Source organism: Phenylobacterium sp. RIFCSPHIGHO2_01_FULL_69_31, from assembly GCF_001824475.1.
Classification (GTDB): domain Bacteria; phylum Pseudomonadota; class Alphaproteobacteria; order Caulobacterales; family Caulobacteraceae; genus Phenylobacterium.
This window is the reverse complement of record NZ_MHXN01000014.1, coordinates 64,586-86,636: the sequence shown is the minus strand read 5'-3', so window position 1 is coordinate 86,636 and position 22,051 is coordinate 64,586. Positions and strand designations below refer to the sequence as shown.

General features: G+C 68.6%; 24 protein-coding genes. 13 read left to right on the top strand and 11 right to left on the bottom strand.

All coding sequences use genetic code 11. From position 1 onward, the window contains the following. The first annotated feature begins 50 nt into the window (after window positions 1-50). Window positions 51-1,100, top strand: a complete 1,050-nt coding sequence (gene pseB, locus A2790_RS09670; protein WP_293390556.1) for a UDP-N-acetylglucosamine 4,6-dehydratase (inverting) — start codon at window positions 51-53, stop codon at window positions 1,098-1,100. Between the two features lie 13 nt (window positions 1,101-1,113). Beyond that, complete coding sequence (pseC, locus tag A2790_RS09665) at window positions 1,114-2,283, top strand: UDP-4-amino-4,6-dideoxy-N-acetyl-beta-L-altrosamine transaminase (RefSeq protein ID WP_293390553.1); 1,170 nt, start codon at window positions 1,114-1,116, stop codon at window positions 2,281-2,283. Between the two features lie 9 nt (window positions 2,284-2,292). Here the strand turns inward: pseC and A2790_RS09660 are convergent, their stop codons facing one another. After that, entirely contained in the window at window positions 2,293-3,150 is an 858-nt protein-coding gene (locus tag A2790_RS09660; protein ID WP_293390550.1) for a LysR substrate-binding domain-containing protein, read from the bottom strand. An 81-nt stretch (window positions 3,151-3,231) separates the two neighbouring features. On the opposite strand from A2790_RS09660, the gene A2790_RS09655 reads away from it, so the two are divergent. Continuing rightward, window positions 3,232-4,110, top strand: a complete 879-nt coding sequence (locus tag A2790_RS09655) for a hypothetical protein (RefSeq protein WP_293390547.1) — start codon at window positions 3,232-3,234, stop codon at window positions 4,108-4,110. A 21-nt stretch (window positions 4,111-4,131) separates the two neighbouring features. Here the strand turns inward: A2790_RS09655 and A2790_RS09650 are convergent, their stop codons facing one another. Then, window positions 4,132-5,844, bottom strand: a complete 1,713-nt coding sequence (locus A2790_RS09650) for a hypothetical protein (protein ID WP_293390545.1) — start codon at window positions 5,842-5,844, stop codon at window positions 4,132-4,134. A 146-nt stretch (window positions 5,845-5,990) separates the two neighbouring features. Here A2790_RS09650 and A2790_RS09645 point away from each other — a divergent pair, with 146 nt between their 5' ends. From A2790_RS09645 to A2790_RS09625, 5 genes are read left to right on the top strand one after another with little or no spacing between them, the layout of a single operon-like run. Further along, on the top strand, window positions 5,991-6,713 hold the full coding sequence (locus A2790_RS09645; protein ID WP_293390543.1) for a response regulator transcription factor: 723 nt from the start codon (window positions 5,991-5,993) through the stop codon (window positions 6,711-6,713). Beyond that, complete coding sequence (locus tag A2790_RS09640; RefSeq protein WP_293390541.1) at window positions 6,682-8,313, top strand: stimulus-sensing domain-containing protein; 1,632 nt, start codon at window positions 6,682-6,684, stop codon at window positions 8,311-8,313. Before A2790_RS09645 ends, A2790_RS09640 begins: the two co-directional genes overlap by 32 nt. Then, on the top strand, window positions 8,310-8,744 hold the full coding sequence (locus A2790_RS09635) for an HPr kinase/phosphorylase (RefSeq protein ID WP_293390539.1): 435 nt from the start codon (window positions 8,310-8,312) through the stop codon (window positions 8,742-8,744). Before A2790_RS09640 ends, A2790_RS09635 begins: the two co-directional genes overlap by 4 nt. Before the next feature lie 60 nt (window positions 8,745-8,804). Beyond that, window positions 8,805-9,209 carry a PTS sugar transporter subunit IIA gene (locus A2790_RS09630; protein WP_293390537.1) on the top strand — a complete coding sequence of 135 codons (405 nt, stop codon included), beginning with the start codon at window positions 8,805-8,807 and terminating at the stop codon, window positions 9,207-9,209. Then, entirely contained in the window at window positions 9,210-9,485 is a 276-nt protein-coding gene (locus A2790_RS09625; RefSeq protein ID WP_293391417.1) for an HPr family phosphocarrier protein, read from the top strand. A 5-nt stretch (window positions 9,486-9,490) separates the two neighbouring features. Here A2790_RS09625 and A2790_RS09620 read toward each other — a convergent pair whose 3' ends face one another. From A2790_RS09620 to bioB, 4 genes are all read right to left on the bottom strand, one after another. After that, window positions 9,491-9,916, bottom strand: coding sequence for an endonuclease domain-containing protein (locus tag A2790_RS09620; protein WP_293390534.1), 426 nt, complete (start codon window positions 9,914-9,916; stop codon window positions 9,491-9,493). Window positions 9,917-10,047: 131 nt separating this feature from the next. Next, the gene (locus tag A2790_RS09615; protein ID WP_293390532.1) at window positions 10,048-10,809 is read right to left on the bottom strand and encodes an ABC transporter permease; all 762 of its coding nucleotides are present in this window, start codon (window positions 10,807-10,809) and stop codon (window positions 10,048-10,050) included. After that, a complete protein-coding gene (locus A2790_RS09610) occupies window positions 10,806-11,732 on the bottom strand; it encodes an ABC transporter ATP-binding protein (protein ID WP_293390529.1) in 927 nt (308 codons plus the stop codon). Before A2790_RS09610 ends, A2790_RS09615 begins: the two co-directional genes overlap by 4 nt. A gap of 181 nt (window positions 11,733-11,913) precedes the next feature. After that, complete coding sequence (bioB, locus tag A2790_RS09605; RefSeq protein WP_293390526.1) at window positions 11,914-12,900, bottom strand: biotin synthase BioB; 987 nt, start codon at window positions 12,898-12,900, stop codon at window positions 11,914-11,916. A 154-nt stretch (window positions 12,901-13,054) separates the two neighbouring features. On the opposite strand from bioB, the gene ahcY reads away from it, so the two are divergent. The 3 genes from ahcY to A2790_RS09590 all read left to right on the top strand — a co-directional run bounded on the left by ahcY (window position 13,055) and on the right by A2790_RS09590 (window position 16,490). Further along, entirely contained in the window at window positions 13,055-14,446 is a 1,392-nt protein-coding gene (gene ahcY / locus A2790_RS09600; RefSeq protein ID WP_293390523.1) for an adenosylhomocysteinase, read from the top strand. Between the two features lie 74 nt (window positions 14,447-14,520). Further along, a complete protein-coding gene (locus tag A2790_RS09595; RefSeq protein ID WP_293390520.1) occupies window positions 14,521-15,366 on the top strand; it encodes a PfkB family carbohydrate kinase in 846 nt (281 codons plus the stop codon). After that, window positions 15,363-16,490, top strand: coding sequence for a serine hydrolase domain-containing protein (locus A2790_RS09590; protein WP_293390517.1), 1,128 nt, complete (start codon window positions 15,363-15,365; stop codon window positions 16,488-16,490). The genes A2790_RS09595 and A2790_RS09590 overlap by 4 nt, the downstream gene beginning before the upstream one ends. A gap of 188 nt (window positions 16,491-16,678) precedes the next feature. On the opposite strand, the gene A2790_RS09585 is transcribed toward A2790_RS09590, so the two are convergent. From A2790_RS09585 to A2790_RS09575, 3 genes are all read right to left on the bottom strand, one after another. Then, window positions 16,679-17,023 (bottom strand): outer membrane beta-barrel protein, encoded by a 345-nt coding sequence (locus A2790_RS09585; protein ID WP_293390514.1) that lies wholly within the window; start codon window positions 17,021-17,023, stop codon window positions 16,679-16,681. 138 nt (window positions 17,024-17,161) lie between these two features. Then, complete coding sequence (gene rarD, locus A2790_RS09580; RefSeq protein ID WP_293390510.1) at window positions 17,162-18,100, bottom strand: EamA family transporter RarD; 939 nt, start codon at window positions 18,098-18,100, stop codon at window positions 17,162-17,164. Between the two features lies 1 nt (window position 18,101). Continuing rightward, window positions 18,102-19,133: an aspartate-semialdehyde dehydrogenase gene (locus A2790_RS09575; protein WP_293390508.1), complete on the bottom strand. Its 1,032-nt coding sequence runs from the start codon at window positions 19,131-19,133 to the stop codon at window positions 18,102-18,104. A gap of 182 nt (window positions 19,134-19,315) precedes the next feature. Between A2790_RS09575 and A2790_RS09570 the strand changes: the two genes are divergently transcribed. Then, the gene (locus A2790_RS09570) at window positions 19,316-19,714 is read left to right on the top strand and encodes a PaaI family thioesterase (RefSeq protein ID WP_293390505.1); all 399 of its coding nucleotides are present in this window, start codon (window positions 19,316-19,318) and stop codon (window positions 19,712-19,714) included. A 4-nt stretch (window positions 19,715-19,718) separates the two neighbouring features. Here the strand turns inward: A2790_RS09570 and A2790_RS09565 are convergent, their stop codons facing one another. Both A2790_RS09565 and A2790_RS09560 read right to left on the bottom strand, forming a co-directional pair. After that, window positions 19,719-20,483 carry a DUF1080 domain-containing protein gene (locus tag A2790_RS09565; RefSeq protein ID WP_293390502.1) on the bottom strand — a complete coding sequence of 255 codons (765 nt, stop codon included), beginning with the start codon at window positions 20,481-20,483 and terminating at the stop codon, window positions 19,719-19,721. After that, window positions 20,483-20,893 (bottom strand): EVE domain-containing protein, encoded by a 411-nt coding sequence (locus A2790_RS09560; protein WP_293390499.1) that lies wholly within the window; start codon window positions 20,891-20,893, stop codon window positions 20,483-20,485. The genes A2790_RS09565 and A2790_RS09560 overlap by 1 nt, the downstream gene beginning before the upstream one ends. Window positions 20,894-21,010: 117 nt before the next feature. Between A2790_RS09560 and A2790_RS09555 the strand changes: the two genes are divergently transcribed. Continuing rightward, complete coding sequence (locus tag A2790_RS09555) at window positions 21,011-21,928, top strand: bifunctional helix-turn-helix transcriptional regulator/GNAT family N-acetyltransferase (RefSeq protein WP_293390496.1); 918 nt, start codon at window positions 21,011-21,013, stop codon at window positions 21,926-21,928. Window positions 21,929-22,051: the final 123 nt, after the last annotated feature.

Here is a 22,051-nt window from a genome sequence, read left to right as displayed (position 1 = left end):
TACGCGGCGCGGTCATGGTGCCGGCAGACAGGCTGCCTGCGGAGCGCCCCTTGGGCCGATTTGCGCCGACCAAACTCGACCTCGACGGCAAGGTCATCCTCGTCACCGGCGGCACGGGCTCGTTCGGGCGCCGGTTCATCGAGACCGTGCTGGAACGCGCCAGCCCGCGAAAGCTGATCGTCTATTCGCGCGACGAACTGAAGCAGAGCGAGATGCAGATCGACCTCGCCGAGCGGTTCGGGCCGGAGAAGATGTCGGTGATGCGCTTCTTCCTGGGCGATGTGCGCGATCGCGAGCGCCTGGCGCTGGCGTTCCGCGGCGTCGACGTCGTGATCCACGCGGCGGCGCTGAAGCAGGTGCCGGCGGCCGAGTACAATCCGTCCGAGTGCATCCACACCAACATCATGGGCGCCGAGAACGTGGTCCGCGCCTGCCTCGCCAACGGGGTGAAGAAGGTGGTGGCGCTGTCCACCGACAAGGCCTGCAACCCGGTGAACCTGTACGGCGCCACCAAGCTGGCCTCGGACAAGACCTTCGTGGCGGCCAACAACCTTTCCGGCGATATCGGGACGCGCTTCTCGGTGGTCCGTTACGGCAACGTCGTGGGCTCCCGCGGCTCGGTGATCCCCTTCTTCCAGCGCCTGATCCAGCGCGGCGCGACCGAGCTGCCGATCACCGACCCGCGCATGACCCGGTTCCTGATCACCCTGGAGGAGGGCGTCGACTTCGTGCTGTCGTCCCTGGACCGGATGCACGGCGGCGAGGTGTTCGTGCCCAAGATCCCGTCCATGAAGATCACCGACATCGCCACCGTCATGGCCCCGGGCCTCGCCACCAAGGTCATCGGCATCCGCCCCGGCGAGAAGCTGCACGAGATGATGATCTCGGCGGACGATGCGCGGAACACGGTCGACCTGGGCGACCGCTACGCTATCGAGCCCGCCTTCGTGGAGTACACCCGCAAGCCCCTGGAAGGTGGTCGGCTGCCGGACGAGTTCAGCTACGCCAGCGACACGAACGACGACTGGCTGGACGGCCCCGGCCTGCTGGCCATGCTCGACGACGGCAAGCCGCGCCGCCGCCGGCGCGCCGACGACTGAGCCTGCGACCCACATGGCCGACCCCATGCTGCCCTACGGCCGCCAGACCATCGAGGACGACGACATCGCGGCGGTGGCCGAGGCGCTGCGCGGCGACTTCCTGACCACCGGCCCGACGGTCGAGGCTTTCGAACGCGCCTTCGCCGAGACGGTGGGGGCCAGGCATGCGGTGGCCTGCGCCAACGGGACCGCGGCTCTTCACCTGGCCATGCTGGCGCTGGACGTGAAGGCGGGCGAGGCGATCGTTGCGCCGTCCATCACCTTCCTCGCCACCGCCAACTGCGCGCGATACGTAGGCGCGGACGTCGTCTTCGCCGACGTGGATCCCGATAGCGGGCTGATGACGCCCGCGACCCTGGCCGAGGCTATCGGACGTCTGCAGGGCCGCAGGCTGCGCGCGGTCCTGCCCGTGCACCTGCGTGGCGACGCCGTCGACCTTCCCACCCTCGCCGGTCTCGCCGAAGCCGCCGGGGCCGTCCTGGTGGAGGACGCGCCGCATGCCGTCGGAACGACGATGCACTTCGGCAATACGACGGAAACAGTCGGCGATGTGCGCAATTCCGCCATGGCCACCTTCTCGTTTCACCCCGTGAAGACGATCGCCACAGGCGAAGGTGGCATGGTCACCACCAACGACCCGGCCCTGGCCGAGCGCCTGAGGATCATGCGGTCGCACGGCATGGTGCGGCCGGAAGGCGCGGACCCGTGGTGGTACGAGATGCCCGAGCCGGGGTTCAACTACCGTCTGCCCGACATCCTTTGCGCCCTCGGTCTGTCGCAGCTGAAGAAGCTGCCGCGCTTCGCCGCCCGCCGCCGCGCCCTGGCCGCGGCCTACCGAGAAGCCCTGGCCCCGCTCGCCCCGCTGGTGCGGCCGGCGGCGCAGCCCGCCTGGAGCGACCCGGTCCTGCATCTCATGACCGTGCTGATCGACTTCGACGCGGCCGGGCGCTCGCGCCGCGACGTGGTGGAGGCGCTGAAGGCCCGCGGGATCGGCAGCCAGGTCCATTACATCCCGGTCCATCGCCAGCCCTACTACCGCGAGCTCTATGGCGATCTCGACCTTCCCGGAGCCGAGGCCTGGTACGCCCGCTGCCTGTCCCTGCCGCTCTACCCCGGCATGGCGGACAGTGACGTGGCGAAGGTCGTCGGCGCCTTGCACGAGGCGCTGGGCGGGCGCGCCTAGGAGCGATCTTCAGGCTGGGCGGTCGACGTCCCCGAGCAGCCATTCGACAAAATCGCGCACGGCCGCCCGCGCGTCGCCCTCGCGCCACGCGACATGGAAGGCCTCGGGCCCCTCCACGCACCCGGCGAAGGGCTGGACGAGGGCGCCGTCGCGCAGGGCGGCCGCGAACATCCGCGGCGCCAGCAGGGCGACGCCGTGCCCCTGCATGACCGCCGAGGCCATCAACTCCTGGGTGGCGAACTTCATCGGCAGGACATTGAGGCGCGGCGCCTCTACGCCCATGAGCGAAAACCAGCGCGGCCAGCGGTCGTCCGGCAACAACGGGAAGCCGGCGAGGTCCTGAGGGCCCGCCAGGCGCCGCCCGGCCACAAGGGCCGGGCTCATCATCGGGCTGCCCTCGACGGGGAACAGGGGCCGGGCCTCGAGCCCCGGCCAGGCGCCCGCGCCCGCGCGGATGGCCACGTCGAACCGGGTGGAGGGCAGGAGGAGGGTCGAGGCCTCCACCGTCACGGCCGGTCCCCTGATCCGGTCGCCAAGCCGTGGCGCTAGCCATCGGACCGCGAAGGTTGGCGGGGCCGTGACCCGCAGGAGGCCAGCTTCGGCGCGGCAGGCCTCCACGGCGCTGGCGACGGCTCCGAACGCCTCGCCCAGGGCTCGGGTCAGCGCTGTGCAGGCCTCCGTCGCGATCACCCGCGGCCCCCGCCGATGGAACAGCGTCACCCCGAGGTCGGCTTCGAGGTCCCGGATCCGGAGGCTAACGGCCGCGGGGCTCACGTGCAGCTCCCTCGCGGCGCGGCTGAAACTCTCAAGCCGGCCGCTGGCCTCCAGGAAGCGGAGAGACTCGAGTGAAGGGGTGCGGGCGGTCACCGGGCCATGTTAAGCACCGCTTGAAATAGGCGCCCAGACGTTTGTTTTGAGATCGTCCGCGGGCGTCCGACATTGGCCCGCATGAGGTCACGTTCCCATCTGGGCCTGAAAGCCTGCGCGCTCGTCGTCGCCACGCTGCTGACCGGCGCCTCCCGGGCCACGCCCGCCCTGTGGGCGCCCGAGGCGCTCTCCAGCGCGGAGTATGACGCGACGCCAACCTTCAGCGCCGACGGTGCGGAGGTGTTTTTCATGCGGGCGGACGCGGGGTTCCGCACCTATCGCCTGATGCACGCGCGGTGCGAGGCGGGGCGATGGACGCCGCCGCAACCCGTCGCCTTCGCCGCAAGGCCGCCGGCCATGGACGCCGACCCCTTTCTCACTGCGGACGGGCGGCGCCTCTACTTCATCTCCACGCGTCAGGCGCCCGAAAAGGAGGCGTTCGACATCTGGTATGTCGACCGGAGCCCAAGCGGGAGGTGGGGCGAGCCGGTCCGAATGCCGGAGCCCATCAACGCCGAGGGCTCGGAACTGCTCCCCCGCATGGATGCGGCCGGCGCGCTGTACTTCGGGTCCGACCGCCCCGGCGGCCTGGGAGGCGGCGACATCTACGTAGCCCGCCAGGGGCAAGACGGGGCGTGGACCGTCCGCAACGTCGGCGCCCCGGTCAGCACGCCGCATTTCGACTACGAGGCCGAGGTCTCGCAGGACGGAAAGACCCTGGTCACGGTCTCGGATCGCGGCGATCGCTCACACCTCTACGTCTACGTCCGCCGCGGCGAGGCGTGGGTCGAGACCGGACGCGTCCCGGCGCGGAACGACGTTTTCCAGGTGGGGCCGGCGCTCTCGCCCGACGGCGCCACGCTCATGTTCGCCCAGGCGCACGGGGCGCGCTCCGGGGAGTTCTTTACGTACGTCTTGAAGCCGGGCGGCAAGCCCTGGCCGGTCACCTGCGGCCGATGACGCCCTCGCCGGCCGCGACTCCTAGGCCGCCAGCCCGGCGGCCTGGATGAGGTCGCGGACCTGGCGCATCTGGTCGGGCGCGTTGGCAAGTTCGACGCGCGTCTCGTCCAGCTTGAACAGCCTCAGCGCCTCGGCCCGGGCTCGGTTGGCGGCGGGTCCCAGCGGGGCGTTCTCGCCCGAAGCCAGCCGGAGGAGCAGCGTCAGGCGGTGGAGCAGCGGGGCGTTGGCCCGGGCGACCGTCTGCGACAGGCGCGCATGGGCCTCCACGTGGCCACCGATGTCGCCCAGCTTTTCCTGGATCGGCTCGAAGTCCTCGGCGACCAGGCCGCAACGGCCGACGGCGCGGTGCAGCGCGGCCAGCTGGCCGAGCCGCGCGCCGGGGTTCTCGTCGCTGGCGGTCATTTCCTTCTCGAAGCGCAGCGAGCCGATGACGGCCTTGAGCCAGCCGCCGGCCTGACGCTTGTTGGCGGCGCCGATGACATTCTCGGTCAGCCAGATCAGCGCCTCCACCTCCTGCTGGGACGTCATGCCCGAGCCGAGGTAGGCCTCCACGAAGTCGCCGGTGACCAGCATCTTGGAGCGGGCGATGAAGGCGGACTGCACCTCTTCCAGCGGCAGCAGCTTGCCGGCCGACGCGGTCAGCGACATGGCCAGCGCGCGCAGCACGTCGATCTCCCGCGCCGCCTCGCCCGGGCAAAGCCGCCGGGGTCCGGTGAGCTCGCGCAGGATGCGCCGGCCGATGGCGGCCCGCGTGTCCTGGAAATTCTCGCCGCCCAACCATTGGGCCAGGCGCACGGCCAGCGGCGACAGCGGCGGCATCACCTTGGCCACCGAGGCCTCGACCTGGATGAGCCGCTCGACCGAGTCGTAGGCGGCCAGCCGGGTCATGGCGGCCAGATTGGCGCCCAGGTCGCGGCCCTTGCCGAGGATGTCGGTGATGCCAGGCTTGGCCTCGAGGATCTCGGCCAACGGCTGCTGGACGATGCTGAGGGCCAGGCCGCGGGCGAGGCCCTTGGCCGGAGCGGCGTCAGCCAGGTCGATCAGGCGCGTGACCTTGTCCGACCAGTTGGTGGCGGGGGCGATGGAGGCGGCGACGCCCGCGCCCAGCAGGTAGCCCCGCTCGGGGTCCTGGGCGAGGCGCTCGGCGGCGGCGCTGAAGCCTTCCTTGTCGACGTCGGGCAGCGTGCCCTTGCGCGCGTCCTTCAGCAGGCGGTCGACGGCGCGCTCGATCAGGCTGTGGAAGATGCGGATCAGCTCGTGCACCGACATCGATCGGGCATGGGCCTCCGGAATGGCGATCTTCTGGACGGCGTGCTGCAGGTCGACGCCCGAGGCTTCCAGCTTCTCGACCAGGTCCGGGCGGTGCAACAGCTCGAACGGCGTGGCGTTGTTACGCTCGAGCCAGGTCTCCAGCAGGCGGCCGATGCGTTCCCGCGCATGCAGGGTATAGAGGTCCTGCGGCGTGACGCAGAGCGGTTGCGGCTCGGCCTGCGGCTTGACCTTACCCTGGGTGTCGGCCGCCCCCAGCTTCTGGATGACGACCGATTGGAACTCCCGGCTCTCCTCGTCGAAGACCTCCTTGGTCACCTTCACGGCGGCCACGCGGCCTTCGGACATGAGCTCCTGGGCGGTCGACAGGGCGGCGGCGCGATTCTCGGTGGCCAGGTCGAGCGTCCACGGCGCGCCGGGCGTCTTCCGTATGAAGACCTCGAAATGCACTCTCGAACCACCCATCTACGCATCCCCCCACGAGGGAATCACGTTCTCTCAAACAGCTTAAGGCCGCGTTGACTTTGTTTGCCTTTTGCCGTGGCCCCATTGAGGCCACGGTGAAGGCTCAATACCTTCCCGCACTTCGGTTAAGGAGAAGTCCACCTCAGATGGCGAAGATCACCTTGGTCGACGATGACGAAAACATCGTCACGTCCGTCAGCCTGGCGCTCGAAAGCCACGGCCACGCCGTGAAAGCCTACTACGACGGGGCGTCCGGCCTGGCGGCGCTGGAAAACGATCCGCCGGATGTGGCCATCCTCGACGTGAAGATGCCGCGCATGGACGGCATGGAGGTCCTGCGCCGCCTGCGCCGGACCCAGGACACGCCCGTGATCATCCTGACGTCGAAGGACGAGGAGATCGACGAGATCCTCGGCTTCAACCTCGGGGCCGACGACTACATCCACAAGCCGTTCAGCCAGCGCCTGCTGATCGAGCGCGTGAAGGCGGTCCTGCGCCGGTCTGGCCGGGGCGAGGGCGACGATGCCGCTGGCCCGGCCTCGGCCTCGGCCGCAGAGGTGGCGGCCCGAGCGCTCAAGCGCGGCAAGCTCACCCTGGACCCGGCCCGCCACGAGAGCCTGTGGGACGGCAAGCCGGTGAAGCTGACGGTCACCGAGTTCCTGCTGCTCCAGTCGCTGGCCCAGCGGCCCGGCTTCGTGAAGAGCCGCGACAACCTGATGGACGCGGCCTACGACGATCAGGTCTATGTCGATGACCGCACCATCGACAGCCACATCAAGCGCATGCGGAAGAAGTTCCGCGAGGTGGATCCTGAGTTCGACGCGATCGAAACCCTCTATGGCGTCGGCTACCGCTACCGGGAATCCTGAGCCGACGGCGGGCGAGGCGGCGGCTGGCGCCAGCGCGCCCCGGGTCCGCCGCGCGCGGTTCCGCGGGCTGCCGGGGTCGCGCCTCGGCCGGCTGATCCTGGCGCTCAACCTGCTGGGCCTGGCGGTGCTTATCGTCGGGGCGCTGGTGCTGAACGAGCTTCGCCAGGGGCTGGTGAACGCGCGCATCGACAGCCTCTCGACCCAGGGCGAACTGATCGCCAGCATCCTCAACCAGGCCGCCACGGTGGGCGAGCCCGAGCCCGCCATGGACGCGGCCCTCGCCACCGAACTGCTGCAGACCCTGTCCAACCCGAGGGCCCAGCGCGCCCGGCTGTTCGACAGCCAAGGCCGCCTGGTGGCCGATAGCGACTGGATGGCCGACGCCGTCGAGCGGCGCGAACTGCCGCCGGCGCGCGGAAGCGAGAACGAGGAGCGGGGCTTCAGCCTGATGCCCCGGCCGGCGCGCCCGACCACCAGTCAGGTCGAGGCGACCCTGGCCCGCGAGGTGGGCGTGGCGCTGCAGGGCCGGCGCTGGGCCGGCATGCGCCAGAGCGACACCGGCCAGCGGGTGGTCTCGGTCTCGATCCCGATCCAGCACGTCCGCGCGGTGCTGGGCGTGGTGACGCTGGAGGCCAGCGACGTCGACGCCATCATCGCCCAGGAGCGCCGGGCGCTGATCCCCTTCATTCTGATCGCCATCTCCGTGACCGTGGCCTCGTCGCTGCTGCTGAACAGCCTGGTGGCCCAGCCGGTGCTGCGGATGGCGCGGGCCGCCGACCGGGTGCGTCAGGCCCGGGCGCGGGCGATCTCGCTGCCCGACCTGGCCAAGCGGGACGACGAGGTGGGCGACCTGACCCGCAGCCTTGAGGCCATGACGCACTCGCTCAGCGAGCGCATGGACGCCATCGAGAGCTTCGCCGCCGACGTGGCGCACGAGATCCGCAACCCGCTCACGTCGCTCCGCTCGGCGGTGGAGACCCTGGACCTGGTCAGCGATCCGGCGGCGCGCGAACGGCTGCTGAACGTGCTGAAGAACGACGTCCAGCGGCTGGACCGGCTGGTCACGGACATCTCGAACGCCTCGCGCCTCGACGCCGAGCTCTCCCGGGATCAGCCACGGATCATCGACCTCGGCCGCCTCATCGGCGACATCGTGGCGCTGTACCAGGCGACGGCGAAGCCCGGCGACGTCCAGGTCCGATTCACCCCGCACCAGGGCATGGAGGCCGTGACCGTCATGGGCCGGGAGGGCCCACTCGGCCAGATCGTGCGCAACCTGATCGACAACGCCCGCTCGTTCAGCCCCCCGGGCGATGCCGTGAGCGTCGGCATGTTGCGGGTGAAGGGCGAAGCGATCGTCACCGTCTCGGACAACGGGCCGGGCATCCCGCCGGAGAACCTGGAGACGGTCTTCGAGCGCTTCTACACCTCGCGTCCCAAGGGCGCCGCGTTCGGCGGAAACTCGGGCCTCGGTCTCTCCATCGCCCGCCAGATCGCCACGGCCCACGGCGGCACGCTGCGCGCCGAGAACCGCACGGGGGCCGAGGGCCGCGTCCTGGGCGCCATGTTCGTGCTGACCCTGCCCGAGGCCGCGCCTTGATCCGCCATGCGGGCCTGGTCGCGCGCCGGGTCGGGGGGCTCTGGCGGGGGGTGCTGATCGAGGGACCGTCGGGTTCCGGTAAGAGCGACCTGGCGCTGCGGGCCCTGGACCAGGGGTTTCGCCTCGTAGCCGACGACCGGGTGCTGACCTGGGCTTCGGATGGGCGGCTGTGGGGTCGGGCTCCGGATGCGTTGCGCGGCCTGATCGAGGTGCGGGGCGTCGATGTGATAGCGATCGAGCCCTTGGGCTTCTGCGAGATCGCGGGACTCGTCCGCCTGGAAGCGCCGGAGCGGATGCCCGATCCCGCAACCGAGACGATCCTTGGAATTCCAATTCCACTTCTGGCGGTTGCGCCGTTCGAAACCTCGGCTCCTGCGAAACTAAGCCGCGCGATGCAGGCCTTTGACGCGGCGCACAAGAGGCGTATCTAGCTCGGCTCGCGCCTCTCCTCGGGCGCCGTCACGGGTGGGGATACCCTTGGATTGTCGGGCATGATCGGCCTCGTGATCGTCACTCACGGCCGGCTGGCGCAAGAGTTCATCTACGCCATGGAGCACGTGGTCGGCCCGCAGGCCGCCGTGGAGGCCATCTGCATCGGTCCCGAGGACGATATGGAGCGTCGCCGGCAGGACATCCTGGCCGCCTGCGGGCGGGTCGAGTCTGGCACGGGCGTGATCCTGCTCACCGACATGTTCGGCGGCACGCCGTCGAACCTGGCCATCTCGGTGATGGAACAGACAAAGGCCGAGGTCATCGCCGGCCTCAATCTTCCCATGCTGATCAAGCTCGCCAGCCTCCGGACCCGGGTGAGCCTCGAAGATGCTGTTGCCGCGGCGCAGGAAGCCGGGCGAAAGTACATCTCCGTGGCGTCTTACGTCCTGGCCGGAGAGAAGTAACTGAGCGAAGCAGGTCGCACCGTCGAGATCGTCAACAAGCGGGGGCTGCACGCCCGCGCGTCGGCGAAATTCGTGAAGCTGGCCGCGGCGTTCGACGCCGAGGTCAAGGTCTCCAAGGACGGCCAGACCGTCGACGCCCGCTCCATCATGGGCCTGATGATGCTGGCCGCCGCCCCCGGCTGCTGCATCGACATCGCGGCCGAAGGCCACCAGGCGGAGGAGGCCGTAAAGGCCCTGGCCGATCTCGTCGCCGCCCGCTTCGAGGAAGACGAGTAGGGGGGCTATCTCAGTTCCTCCCCCTTCGGGGGAGGTGTCGCCGAAGGCGACGGAGGGGGCTTCCACTCAGAACCCGGATCATCACCCTCCGCAGCGGACACAATCATCTGCACGGCGTCATCGACGTCGTCGAGGATGCAGGAGGCGGGAATTCGGAGTGTTCGAATGCCCTTCTCCGCAACCCATCCGTCACGTCGCTCGTCCTTCCGAGCTTGTCGGCCCATTCCGTGCGATGCGCCGTCGATCTCCACGCAAAGACGAACCTCGTGGCAGTAAAAGTCGAGCACATAGGGCCCGAGCGGATGCTGTTTTCTGAAGTGAAATCCGCCAGCCTTCCTGCCTTTGATCGCGCGCCAGAGCAGTCCTTCTGGGAGGCTGAGCCGCCTGCGGAGGGTCCGGGCGAAGTCGCGGGTATCGTGTCGCGCCTGCATGTCGCAAGGCTAGATGTTCTTTAATTGTTCTTCAAGATGCGTGGCTCTGAATACGCGTTCTGCGTGGAAGCCCCCTCAGTCAGCTCCGCTGACAGCTCCCCCGGAGGGGGAGCAATTGGAGCGACGCGATCTCAAGTCTTCAGCCGCCACCCCGTCCGGAAGATCCAGGTCACCGCCGCCAGGCACAACGCCAGGAAGCCCAGCGTCGCCGCAAGGCTGACGCCGACGCCGACGTCCGAGACGCCGTAGAAGCTCCAGCGGAAGCCGCTGACCAGGTAGACCACGGGGTTGAAGAGGGCGATCGTCTTCCAGACGCCCGGCAGCATGTCGATGGAATAGAAGCTACCGCCCAGGAACGTCAGCGGCGTGATCACCAGCGTCGGGATGATCGACAGCTTCTCCCATCCATCGGCCCAGATGCCGGTCAGGAAGCCGAACAGGCTGAAGGTCACCGACGTCAGCACCAGGAAGGCCAGCATGACGAAGGGGTGGTTGATTTCGTACGGCACGAAGATCCGCGCCGTGGCCAGGATCACCAGGCCCAGCACGACGGACTTGGTCGCCGCCGCGCCCACATATCCCAGCACCACCTCGGCGGCCGAGACGGGCGCTGACAGCACCTCGTAGATCGTGCCGGCGAACTTCGGCATGTAGATCCCAAACGAGCCGTTGGAGATGCTCTCGGTCAGGATCGACAGCATCAGAAGGCCCGGCACGATGAAGGCGCCGTAGCTGACGCCGTCGATGGAAGGCATGCGGCTGCCGATCGCGGCGCCGAAGACGATGAAATACAGCGACGTCGTGATCACCGGGGCGGCGACGCTCTGGACGATGGTCCGGACCCACCGGTGCATCTCGAAGAGGTAGATGGCGCGGACGGCGTGGGGGTTCATGCGCGGGCCCTCACGAGGCTGACGAAAATATCCTCGAGCGAACTCTCCTGGGTCCGGAGGTCCTTGAAGTCGACGCCGCGCTCGGCGAGCCGCTTCATCAGCTCGGCGATGCCGGTGGTCTCGGCCTGGGCGTCGAAGGTGTAGACCAGCTCCGATCCCTCGGCGGCCAGTTCAAGCGCATAGGTTTCGAGCCCCGCCGGCAGCGCCTGCAACGGCTCCTGCAGGTGCAACGTGAGCTGCTTCTTGCCGAGCTTGCGCATGAGGACGTCCTTGTCCTCCACCAGGATCAGCTCGCCGCGGCTGATGACGCCGATCCGGTCGGCCATCTCCTCGGCTTCCTCGATGTAGTGGGTGGTCAGGATGATGGTCACGCCCTGCTCCCGCAGGCCCCGGACCATCTCCCACATGTCGCGGCGCAGCTCGACATCCACGCCGGCGGTGGGCTCGTCCAGGAACAGGATCGAGGGCTCGTGGCTGAGCGCCTTGGCGATCATCACCCGCCGCTTCATGCCGCCCGAGAGCGCCATGATCTTGGTGTCCTTCTTGTCCCAGAGGCTGAGGTCCTTCAGGACTTTCTCCAGGTAGGCGTCGTTCGGTGGGCGGCCGAACAGGCCGCGGCTGAACTTCACCGTGTCCCACACCTTCTCGAAGGCGTCGGTGGAGATCTCCTGCGGCACGAGGCCGATCTTGGTCCGCGCGGCGCGAAAATCCTTGAGGATGTCGTGACCGTCGGCGGTGACGGTCCCTGCGGTCATCCGCACCAAGCCACAAACGATGCCGATCAAGGTGGTCTTGCCGGCGCCGTTCGGACCCAGCAGGGCGAAAATCTCGCCCTTGCGGATCTCGAGGTCGACGCCCTTCAGGGCCTGGAACCCGCCGGCGTAGGTCTTCGCCAGGCCCTGGATGGATATGATCGGCTGCACGCGCTCTCCTCGAAGCCACCCAGATAGGAGCCGGAGGACGGCTGAGCTAGGGCCGTCCCGACAACTCCTGTTCGGCACACCCGTGGACCCAAACCCCCGCTCGCTTCGCGAGCTCCCCCAAGGGGGAGGGGGTTGAAACCCCGGGAGTCTCCGCGCCCCACGGGAGCTGGCTGGGCGGCTCTTAAGCCGCCGCGCTGCCCATCGGACGCATCTTGAGATCCGCCAGCAGGACGTCGTCGTTGTCGCGCCCGGGGTTGTTTGTCGTCAGCAGGCGGGCGCCCACGAAGATCGAATTGGCGCCGGCCAGGAAGCAGAGGGCCTGCAGTTCCTTCGACATGTGCTCGCGGCCGGCGGCGATGCGGACCATAGACTTCGGACAGACGATCCGCGCCACGGCGATCATGCGCACGAACTCCAAAGGTTCCACCGCCTTGGAGTCCCCCAGGGGCGTGCCGGGGATCGGCATCAGGTCGTTGATCGGCAGGCTGTCCGGATGCGCGGGCAGGGTGGCGAGCTGGTGTAGCAGCCCCGCCCGGTCGCGGCGCGTCTCGCCCATGCCCACGATGCCGCCGCAGCAGGTGGCCATGCCGGCGTCGCGGACGGCCGCCAGGGTGTCCAGCCGGTCCTGGTAGGTCCGGGTGGTGACGACCTTGTCGTAATAGTCCGGGCCGGTGTCGAGGTTGTGGTTGTAGTAGTCGAGGCCGGCGTCCTTCAGCGCCTTCGCCTGGTCGGGCGTCAGCATCCCAAGGGTCGCGCAGGTCTCCAGGCCCAGCGCCTTCACGCCTGAGATCATCGCGGCCACCTTGGGCAGGTCGCGGTCCTTCACGTCGCGCCACGCCGCGCCCATGCAGAAGCGCTGGGCGCCGCCCGCCTTGGCGTCCCTGGCTGCGGCGATCACGGTCTCGGCGTCCAGCAGCTTCGAGGCTGCCACCCCCGTCTTGAACTTCTGGCTCTGTGCGCAGTAGCCGCAGTCCTCCGGACAGCCGCCGGTCTTGACCGACAGGAGCTGCGAGAGCTGCAGTTCGGTCGGGTCGAACCAGCGGCGGTGGACCTCGGCGGCCCGGAACACCAGCTCGGTGAACGGCAGCTCGAACAGCGCCTCAACCTCCTCCAGCGTCCAGTCGTGGCGGGGCTGGGCGGGATCGGCGATACGCACCGGCGCATTCATGGTCTTTACTCCACGGAAGGAGGCGCCCGGATAGACCGGTCACGCTGCGGCGGGCAACGGCGGTCGTATAAAGAGTTCTTTATATGAAAGTTGATCCCTCGCGGGCGCACGGCTATAGGGGCCGTCAACGCTGCCATTCCGATCAGGATCGAAGATGACCGACTATGTCGTGAAGGACCTGTCGCTTGCCGACTGGGGCCGCAAGGAAATCGAAATCGCCGAAACCGAGATGCCGGGCCTGATGGCCACGCGCGCCGAGTTCGGCAAGTCGCAGCCGCTGAAGGGCGCCCGCATCGCCGGCTCGCTGCACATGACGATCCAGACCGCGGTCCTGATCGAGACGCTGCAGGCCCTGGGCGCCGAGGTCCGCTGGGCCTCGTGCAACATCTTCTCCACCCAGGACCACGCGGCCGCTGCCATCGCGGCCAAGGGCACGCCGGTGTTCGCCATCAAGGGCGAGACGCTGGTCGAGTACTGGGAATACGCCCACAAGATCTTCGAGTGGCACGACGGCGGCTATCCGAACCTGATCCTGGACGACGGCGGCGACGCCACCCTGCTCTGCGTCCTGGGTCCCAAGGCCGAGAAGGATCCCAGCCTCCTCAACAATCCGACCAACGAGGAGGAGGAAGCCCTCTTCGCCGTGATGAAGCGGTACCTGAAGGAGAAGCCGGGCTTCTACAGCGCCATCCGCGACGCCTGCCGCGGCGTGTCGGAAGAGACCACCACGGGCGTGCACCGCCTGTACCAGATGCACGAGCGTGGCGAGCTGCCGTTCACGGCCATCAACGTCAACGACAGCGTCACCAAGTCGAAGTTCGACAACCTGTACGGCTGCCGCGAGAGCCTGGTGGACGCCATCCGCCGCGGCACCGACGTGATGCTGGCCGGCAAGGTGGCGGTGGTCCTGGGTTACGGCGACGTGGGCAAGGGCTCGGCCGCTTCGCTGCGCAACGGCGGCGCCCGGGTCATGGTCACCGAAGTCGATCCGATCTGCGCCCTGCAGGCGGCGATGGAGGGCTACGAGGTCGTCACCATGGAAGACGCCGCCGACAAGGGCGACATCTTCTGCACGGCCACGGGCAACAAGGACGTGCTGACCGTCGACCACATGCGGAAGATGAAAAACAACGCCATCGTCTGCAACATCGGTCACTTCGACTCCGAGATTCAGATCGCCGGCCTGCGCAACTTCAAGTGGGACGAGATCAAGCCGCAGGTCCACCACGTGGAATTCCCCGACGGCAAGAAGATCATCGTCCTGTCGGAAGGGCGCCTCGTGAACCTGGGCAACGCCACCGGCCACCCCAGCTTCGTCATGAGCGCCTCCTTTACCAACCAGACCCTGGCCCAGATCGAGCTGTGGGTGAATGGCGCGAAGTACGAGAAGAAGGTCTACACCCTGCCCAAGCACCTGGATGAGAAGGTGGCGATGCTCCACCTCGACAAGCTGGGCGCCAAGCTGACCAAGCTTAGCCAGGAACAGGCTGACTATATCGGCGTCACGCCGGAGGGGCCGTTCAAGCCCGAGCACTACCGCTACTAGTTTTCGCCAGGCCTTTACCGTCTCGGTAGAAAGAAGGCTGGTTCAGCTTTGCTGTTTGGGCTAGGGGCATCGATGTGCCTCTAGCCCTTATCCTTTCGTCCTTCGTCGCGGCCTCCCGCATCGGCGGGGCGGCGCAGCAGTACGTGCTCGCGGCGCACAAGATCGACCCGGTGCTGGCGCCCACGGTCATGTTCGGCCGCACGCCCGCGCGCGGCGGCCAGGGCGAAGTGACCTCTCCGGAGGTGTTCCGCCGCATGCTGGGCGACATCGAGGCCGACGCCCTGTTCGGCCTCGTGGATCTGATCATCACCGGCCATTTCTCGGATCCGGAACAGGTGGAGATCGCCGCCGGCGTGATCGAGAGGGTGCGCGGCGCCGAGCGGAGCGACGCCTGGGGCGCGCGGCCCCTGGTGTTGGTGGACCCCATCCTCGGCGATGCTCCGCGCGGCCTCTATGTGAAGTACGAGGTGGCCGAAGCGGTCGAGAAGCGCCTTGTGCCGCAGGCGGACTGGATTACGCCCAATCTCTGGGAGCTTGGATTTCTCGCCGACCGCGAGATCGCCACGGCCGCCGATGCGCGCGACGCCGTTCGCGCGGTCGGCAAGCCGGCCCTGGTGACCTCGGCGCCGGCCGGTCCGGGCGAGATTGGCCTGCTCTACGTGGACAAGGAAGAGGCCGTGCTGTTCGCCCATCCCAAGCGGGAAACCGCGCCCAATGGGACCGGCGACCTGGTCACCGCCAGCTTCGGCGCAGGCCTCGTGGAGGGACGCGACCCCCGTGACGCCGCCGAACGCGCCGCCCGGGCGGCCGCCGAGGTTGTGGCCATGGCCGAGGCGTGGAAGTCGAACGAGCTTCCCATCGTCGCCATGGCCGATCGGATCGTGAATCCCACCGCGGAAGTGCGTATTGAACGCCTATGAGCGTTGAGATTTCCGGCTTCGCGCCGGCGCGGTTCGCCGGGGTCAAGGACGTGTTCGCCGCAAGCTTCGCGGCCGGCGAAGAACTGGGCGCGCGCTTCACCCTGGTGGAGGCGGGCGAGGTGGTCCTGGACATCTGGGGCGGCTTCGCCGACCGCAAGCGCACGCTGGCGTGGGACCAGCGCACCCTGGCCCCGGTCTTCTCCACCACCAAGGCTGTCGCGGCCCTGATGATCGCCCGGCTGGTAGACGCCGGGAAGCTGGACTACGGCCAGACCGTCGCCAGCGTCTGGCCCGCGTTCGCCCAGGCCGGCAAGGACCAGGTCACCATCGAACAGGCCATCTCGCACCAGGACGGCCTGCCCGGGTTCGCCGAGCCCATGGACCCCGGCCTGTGGACGGACTGGTACGCCATCTGCGCGCGGCTCGCCGCCATGGCGCCCATGTGGCCGCCCGGCACAGCCAGTGGCTACCACCCGGTGACGGTCGGCTATGTGGTGGGCGAGATCTTCCGCCGGGTGGATGGCCGCACCATCGGGACCGCCTTCCGCGAGGACATCGGCGCCCCCTTTGGCCTCGATCTATGGATCGGGCTTCCGGACGGCGCCGACGCGCGGCTTGCCGAGCTCCAGCGGCCCACCGCGGTTCCCGAGTTTGGCGAGATCAATGAGCCCACCCGCGCGGCCTTCCTGGCCCCCTGGTCGTCCGCCGCCGGCAAGGCGGGCGCCGACTACCGCCGCATGGAGGTGCCCTCCACCAACGGCTACGCCACCGCCGAGGCGTTCGCGAAGCTGATGGGCGCCCTGGCCAACGACGGCTGGCTGGACGGCGGCGAGATCCTGTCGCCCCCCCTCATCGCCGAGGCCGCCCGCGAACGCATCCGCGGCCAGGACCTGGTGTTGCCCTTCGTGATGAGCTGGGCTGCGGGCTTCATGCGCAACGAGCCGAACTTCCCGTGGGGCCCGGGACGCGAAGCCTTCGGCCATTCCGGCTGGGGTGGCTCCTGCGCCTTCGCCGACCCCGAGCGGAAGCTCGGCGGCGCCTACGTCATGAACAAGCAGGGCGTCGCCCTGATGGGCGACGCCCGTCCCAGGCGCCTGATCGAGGCAGCCTGTACCGCGCTCTAGAAGCGGCGCGTGTAGGCGACGGCCCAGACGTCCTGAGCGCGGCCGTCGTTGTAGTCCTGGCGCACATAGTCGAACCGGACCCCGTTCTTCTCATCGAAGACGTACTGGCCGCCGACGCCGATATTGAACGACGTATCGTCGTGCTTGTAGCGCAGCGCGGTGGTCGCAGACCGGCTGTCGACGCCATATCAAGTCTGGCCATACCCTACCCTCGCGAAGAGGTCGGCCTTCGGGGACAGCGGCAGGTAGCCCACCGCGTAGGCCGCGATCTCGTGCCGAAGCGTCGTCTTGACCGTGGAGGGCGCCTGTGTGTTCAGCGAATTGTCGGTACGGGATTTCACGCCGTTGGCGAACTCGCCCTCGACACCGAAATTCGGCCCGAAGCGTGCGCCCAACCGAAGCTGCACGGCCCCCAGATCGCTCTGGTTCTTCTCTGTGTAGCCGATCGATCCATAGATCTGCGGGCTGTTGAGGGTTTGCGCCTGGGCGGCGCCGGCGGCGGCCGCCAGTGCGGCGACGAGGATGAGCTTCACGGACATGCTCCTGACTGGCCGGAACATCCGGCGCAGGTCAGATCGGCGGCGAATGGCTCAGCTTTGGGACCGGAAGCGGGCGCTCCTGAGGCGGGTTGAAACGCGTGTTGCGCCGAGCCTTCGCGGCGCGGCCCCGCCCTACTCGGCCGCCGCCGCCTCCGCGGCCTGGCGGGTGGCGAGCGCAATCGCGCGCGAGCGGCGCCAGGCTCCGTAGAGGAACACAGCCGCGCCGCACCAGATGAAGGCGAACGAGATCGCCCGGGCCGGCGTGAAGGCTTCGCCCTGGGTCAGGCCGATGACGAAGCTGATCGTCGGGGCCAGGAACTGCAGAAAGCCCATCGCCGACAGCGGGATGCGCCGGGCGGCCCACGAAAACAGCACCAGCGGAACCGCCGTGATCGGCCCGGAGGCGATGAGCCACAGGGCGGTCGGGACATCCTGGGTGAAGTGGCCCTGACCCTGCATTTCCAGCCAGGCGATGAAGACCACACTGGGCAGGCCCAGCACCAGGCATTCGACCAGCAAGCCCGTCTGGGCGTCGGCGGCGACCTGTTTGCGGACCACGCCGTAGCCGGCGAAACTGAACGCCAGGATCAGCGACACCCAGGGCAGGTGTCCCAGCGCCACCGCCTGGAAGACCACGCCGACCAGAGCCAGGCCGATAGCCAGGAAGCCGATCCGGTCGATCCGCTCGCGGAAGATCAGGGCGCCCGCGGCCATGTTGACCAGGGGGTTGATGTAGTAGCCCAGGCTGGTCTCCAGCAGCCGGCCGCTGGTCACCGCGCCGATGAACACCACCCAGTTGATGGCGATCAGGACGGACGAGAGGCCCAGCCAGGCCAGCACCCGCGGCTGGCGCAGCACGTTCGCCACCTGCCGCGCCTGTCCGGCCAGCAGCACGAAGATGGCGGCGGCCGGCACGCTCCAGACGATCCGCTGGGCCAGGGTCTCCCACGGACCGACCCCCAGCTTGCCGATGGCCTGGAACGCCAGGGGCACGAAGCCCCAGATGAAGTAGCAGAGGATCCCGGCCGAAAGCGCCAGGCGAGCCTCGCCGGACGCCTTCGGCGAGGTCATCCTAGGCCAGCGCCTTGGTGCGGATCAGGCCGCGCTCATGGAGCAGTTCGGCGATCTGCACGGCGTTGAGCGCCGCGCCCTTCCGCAGGTTGTCGGCCACGACCCACATGTTGAGGCCGTTCTCGACCGTCGGGTCGTTGCGGATCCGGCTGACGAAGACCGGGAATTCGCCCTGGGCCTCCTTCGGCGTGATGTAGCCGGTGGAGTCGCGCTTATCGATCACGATCAGGCCGGGGCTCTCGCGCAGCAGGTCGCGGGCCTCGTCCTCGTCGAGCGGCTCGTGGAACTCGATGTTCACGGCCTCGGAGTGGCCCACCATGACGGGCACGCGAACGCAGGTGACCGTCAGCTTGATGGCCGGATCGATCATCTTGTGGGTCTCGTTCCACATCTTGGCTTCTTCGTCGGTGTAGCCGTCGTCCTGGAAGGCGCCGATGAAGGGGATCACGTTGAACGCGATCTGCTTGGGGAATTTCTTGGGCGGGGTCGCGCCCAGGACATAGACGTTCTTCGTCTGGTCGAAGAGCTCGTCCATGCCTTCCTTGCCGGCGCCGGAGACCGACTGGTAGGTCGAGACCACGACGCGCTTGATCCTGGCCCGGTCGTGCAGCGGCTTCAGGGCCACCACCAGCTGGGCGGTCGAGCAGTTGGGGTTGGCGATGATGTTCTTGCGGTTCGCCCACTCCACGTCGTCGGGGTTCACCTCCGGCACGACCAGCGGCACGTCCGGGTCCATGCGGAAGGCGGACGAATTGTCGATCACGATCGGGCCGGCGGCGCCGATCTTCGGCGACCATTCCTTCGAGAAGCTGCCGGACACGCTCATCAGCACCAGGTCGACGGTGGAGAAGTCGAACTGCTCCACGTCCTCGCACTTGACGATCTTCTCGCCGAACGAGACTTCCACGCCGATGGATTTGCGCGAGGCGATCGCGTGAATCTTCTCCACGGGGAATTTCACTTCCTCGAGGATGTTCAGCATCTCGCGACCCACGTTGCCCGTGGCGCCGACGACGGCGACCCGGTAACCCATTGGCGTCTTCCTTATGAACTTGAGGGAGCGTCCCGTTACGCCTTGCCGCCCCTCAAGGCAACCAAGCGAACCTGACGCATCATTCAGATAGGCTCACGCCCGTCGGATGGAAGATGCCTGCCGGTCATGACGTGCGAGGTCATGGTCCTGTGCAGGTCCGGCGGCTAAGCCGAGATCAAATCGTGGAGGAGACCGCCTTGGGCGACACCGGCATGCCTTTCGCCAACCTCATGGGCGTCGAGATCGTGGAGCGGACCAAGGAGCGGGTGCGCGGCCGGCTCGTCGTGCGCGAGGACCTCTGCACCGCCGGCGGCATCCTGCACGGGGGCGCCTTCATGGCCTTCGCCGACGCCCTGGGCGCCATCGGCGGCGTGCTGAACCTGCCCGAGGGCGCCCGCACGACCACGCTGGAGAGCAAGACGAACTTTCTGGGCGGCGCCCCCGTCGGCTCGACCGTGGAAGGCGAGGCGACGCCCCTGCACGTTGGCCGCCGCTCCTCGGTCTGGCAGACCCGCATCACCAACGGCGAGGGCAAGCTGCTCGCCCTGGTGATCCAGACCCAGATGACGATCCAGGCCTGAACTCTCAGTCCAGCGGCCGCACCCAGATGTTCCGAAAGCTCACCGGCCCGCCGCCGGCGTGGGCCTGCAGCTTGATGGGCGCGCGGCCGTGCGGCGCGTACGCCGGCTTGCCGATGAAGCGGGTGGGGCCGGCCAGGGCGACGTCGTTCTGCACCAGCACGCCGTTGTGGAAGGCGGTGACCTTGGCGGGCGTCTTCAGCATTCCGTCGGGCGCGAAGGTGGGCGCGGTCCAGACCACGTCGTAGACCTGCCATTCGCCGGGCGGCCGCATGGCGTTCGCGAGCGGCGGGGCCTGCTTGTAGAGGCTGGCCGCCTGGCCGTTCACGTAGGTCGCGTTGCGGTAGGAATCGAGGATCTGCAGCTCATAGCCCGCATCGCCCGGGCCGGTGGAGGCCAGGAAGACCCCACTGTTGCCGCGCAGCTGGCCCGACCCCGCGACGCCGGCCGGGACCCGCCACTCGATGTGGAGCTGATAGCTGCCGAAGGTCCGCTTGGTTTCGACGTTGCCGGCGGCCAGCTTCACGACCATGGCGCCGTCCTCGACGCTCCAGCCGGCCGGGCCCTTGTCCTTCACGGCGACCCATTCGCTGAGGTCCCGGCCGTCGAACAGCACGATCGCGTCGGAGGGCGGCGCGCCGGCCTCCGCGCCGGGCGTGACCACGGGCGGGACGGGGCTGTGCGCCTCGGTGTCCTCCGGCTTCTGGGCGCAGGCAGGTCCCGCCAGCCCGACCGCCGCGGCGATGGCCGCCAGCCGCATCCAGCCGGCCATCAGCCTTCCGCCATCTTCAGGATCGCCGCCCATTCGTCCGGCCGGACCGGCGAGACGGACAGGCGCCCCTGCCGGATCATCTCCAGGGATGCGAGGGCCGGGTTGGCCTTCATCGCCTGCAGCGTCACCGGCCGCTTCAGCTCGCGCACCGGCGCCAGCTCGACGGCCACGAACCGGCCGGCGGGATCGGTCTCGTCCGGAAAAGCCTCCTTCACCACCTTGGCCACGCCGACGACGGCCAGCCCCTCCTGCGAGTGGTAGTAGAGCACTTCGTCGCCGACCTTCATGGCCTTCAGGTGCAGGGCGGCGGCGTTGTTGCGCACGCCGTCCCAGACGGTCTTCCCGTCGCGCACCAGGTCCGCATAGGCGTATTTCGCCGGCTCCGACTTCACCAGCCAATAGGCTCCCATGGCGTCCCTCGCTGCTTCCGGGACGGGACCATGGCATGGCCGATGTGATGGCGACTAGGCCCGAAACGGCCCGCAAAGATACTTGACTAAGTCAAGCAACTGCGACCCCAATGGGCCATGGCCCAGATCGACACCGTGGCGGCGGTCCGCCGCTTCAACCGCTTCTACACCCGCGCCATCGGCGTCCTGGAACGCAGCTACATGGGCGGCCCCTACACCCTGGCCGAGAACCGGGTGCTGTATGAGATCGCCCACGGCGCCGGGGTCACCCCCAGCGCGATCGCCCAGGCCCTGGACCTGGACGCGGGGTATCTCAGCCGCATGCTGGGGCGGTTGGAGCGCGACGGACTGGTGGCGCGGGCCCGCTCCCCCAGCGACGGCCGCAGCGTGACCCTGAACCTTACGCCGCAGGGCGAGGCGTTCTTCGCCAGCCTGAACGCCCGCACCGTCGAGCGGGTCGAGGCCATGATCGGCGACCTGTCCTCGCCACAGAAGGCGGAGCTGGCCGGCGCCCTGGACACCGCCCAGGCCCTGCTGGCGCCCCAGGCCGCCAAGCCGCCCATCGTGCTCCGCCCCCACGCCGTCGGCGACATGGGCTGGGTGACCGAGCGCCACGGGGTGTTCTACGGCCAGGCCTATGGCTGGGCGCCGAAGATCGAGGCCGTGACCGCCCGCATCTGCGCCGATTTCCTCGACAACTTCGATCCCGACTGGGAGCGCTGCTGGATCGCCGAGCGCGGGGGCGAGCGGGTGGGCTCGGTGTTCATGGTCCGCGAAAGCGAGGGCGTGGCCCGCCTGCGGCTGCTGCTCCTGGAACCGTCGGCCCGGGGCGAGGGCCTCGGCAAACGGCTGGTGGACGAGTGCATCGCGTTCGCCCGCGAGAAGGGCTACCGCGAGATCGTGCTCTGGACGCATGAGGTCCTGACCGCGGCCCGCGCCATCTATGCCGCCGCGGGCTTCCAGCTCGTCGACAACTACGTTCACGACGACTTCGGCAAGCCCGAGGTGTCGGAGACGTGGAGGCTGCGGCTGTAGGATTGAGCCGGCCCAACGCCCCCTCCACCACTTCGTGGTCCCCCTCCCCCGCTGCGCAGGGGAGGAGCGAGACGTGGCCCACCCGCGCCTCCCCGTGCAAACGGGGGAGGTGGCAGCGAAGCT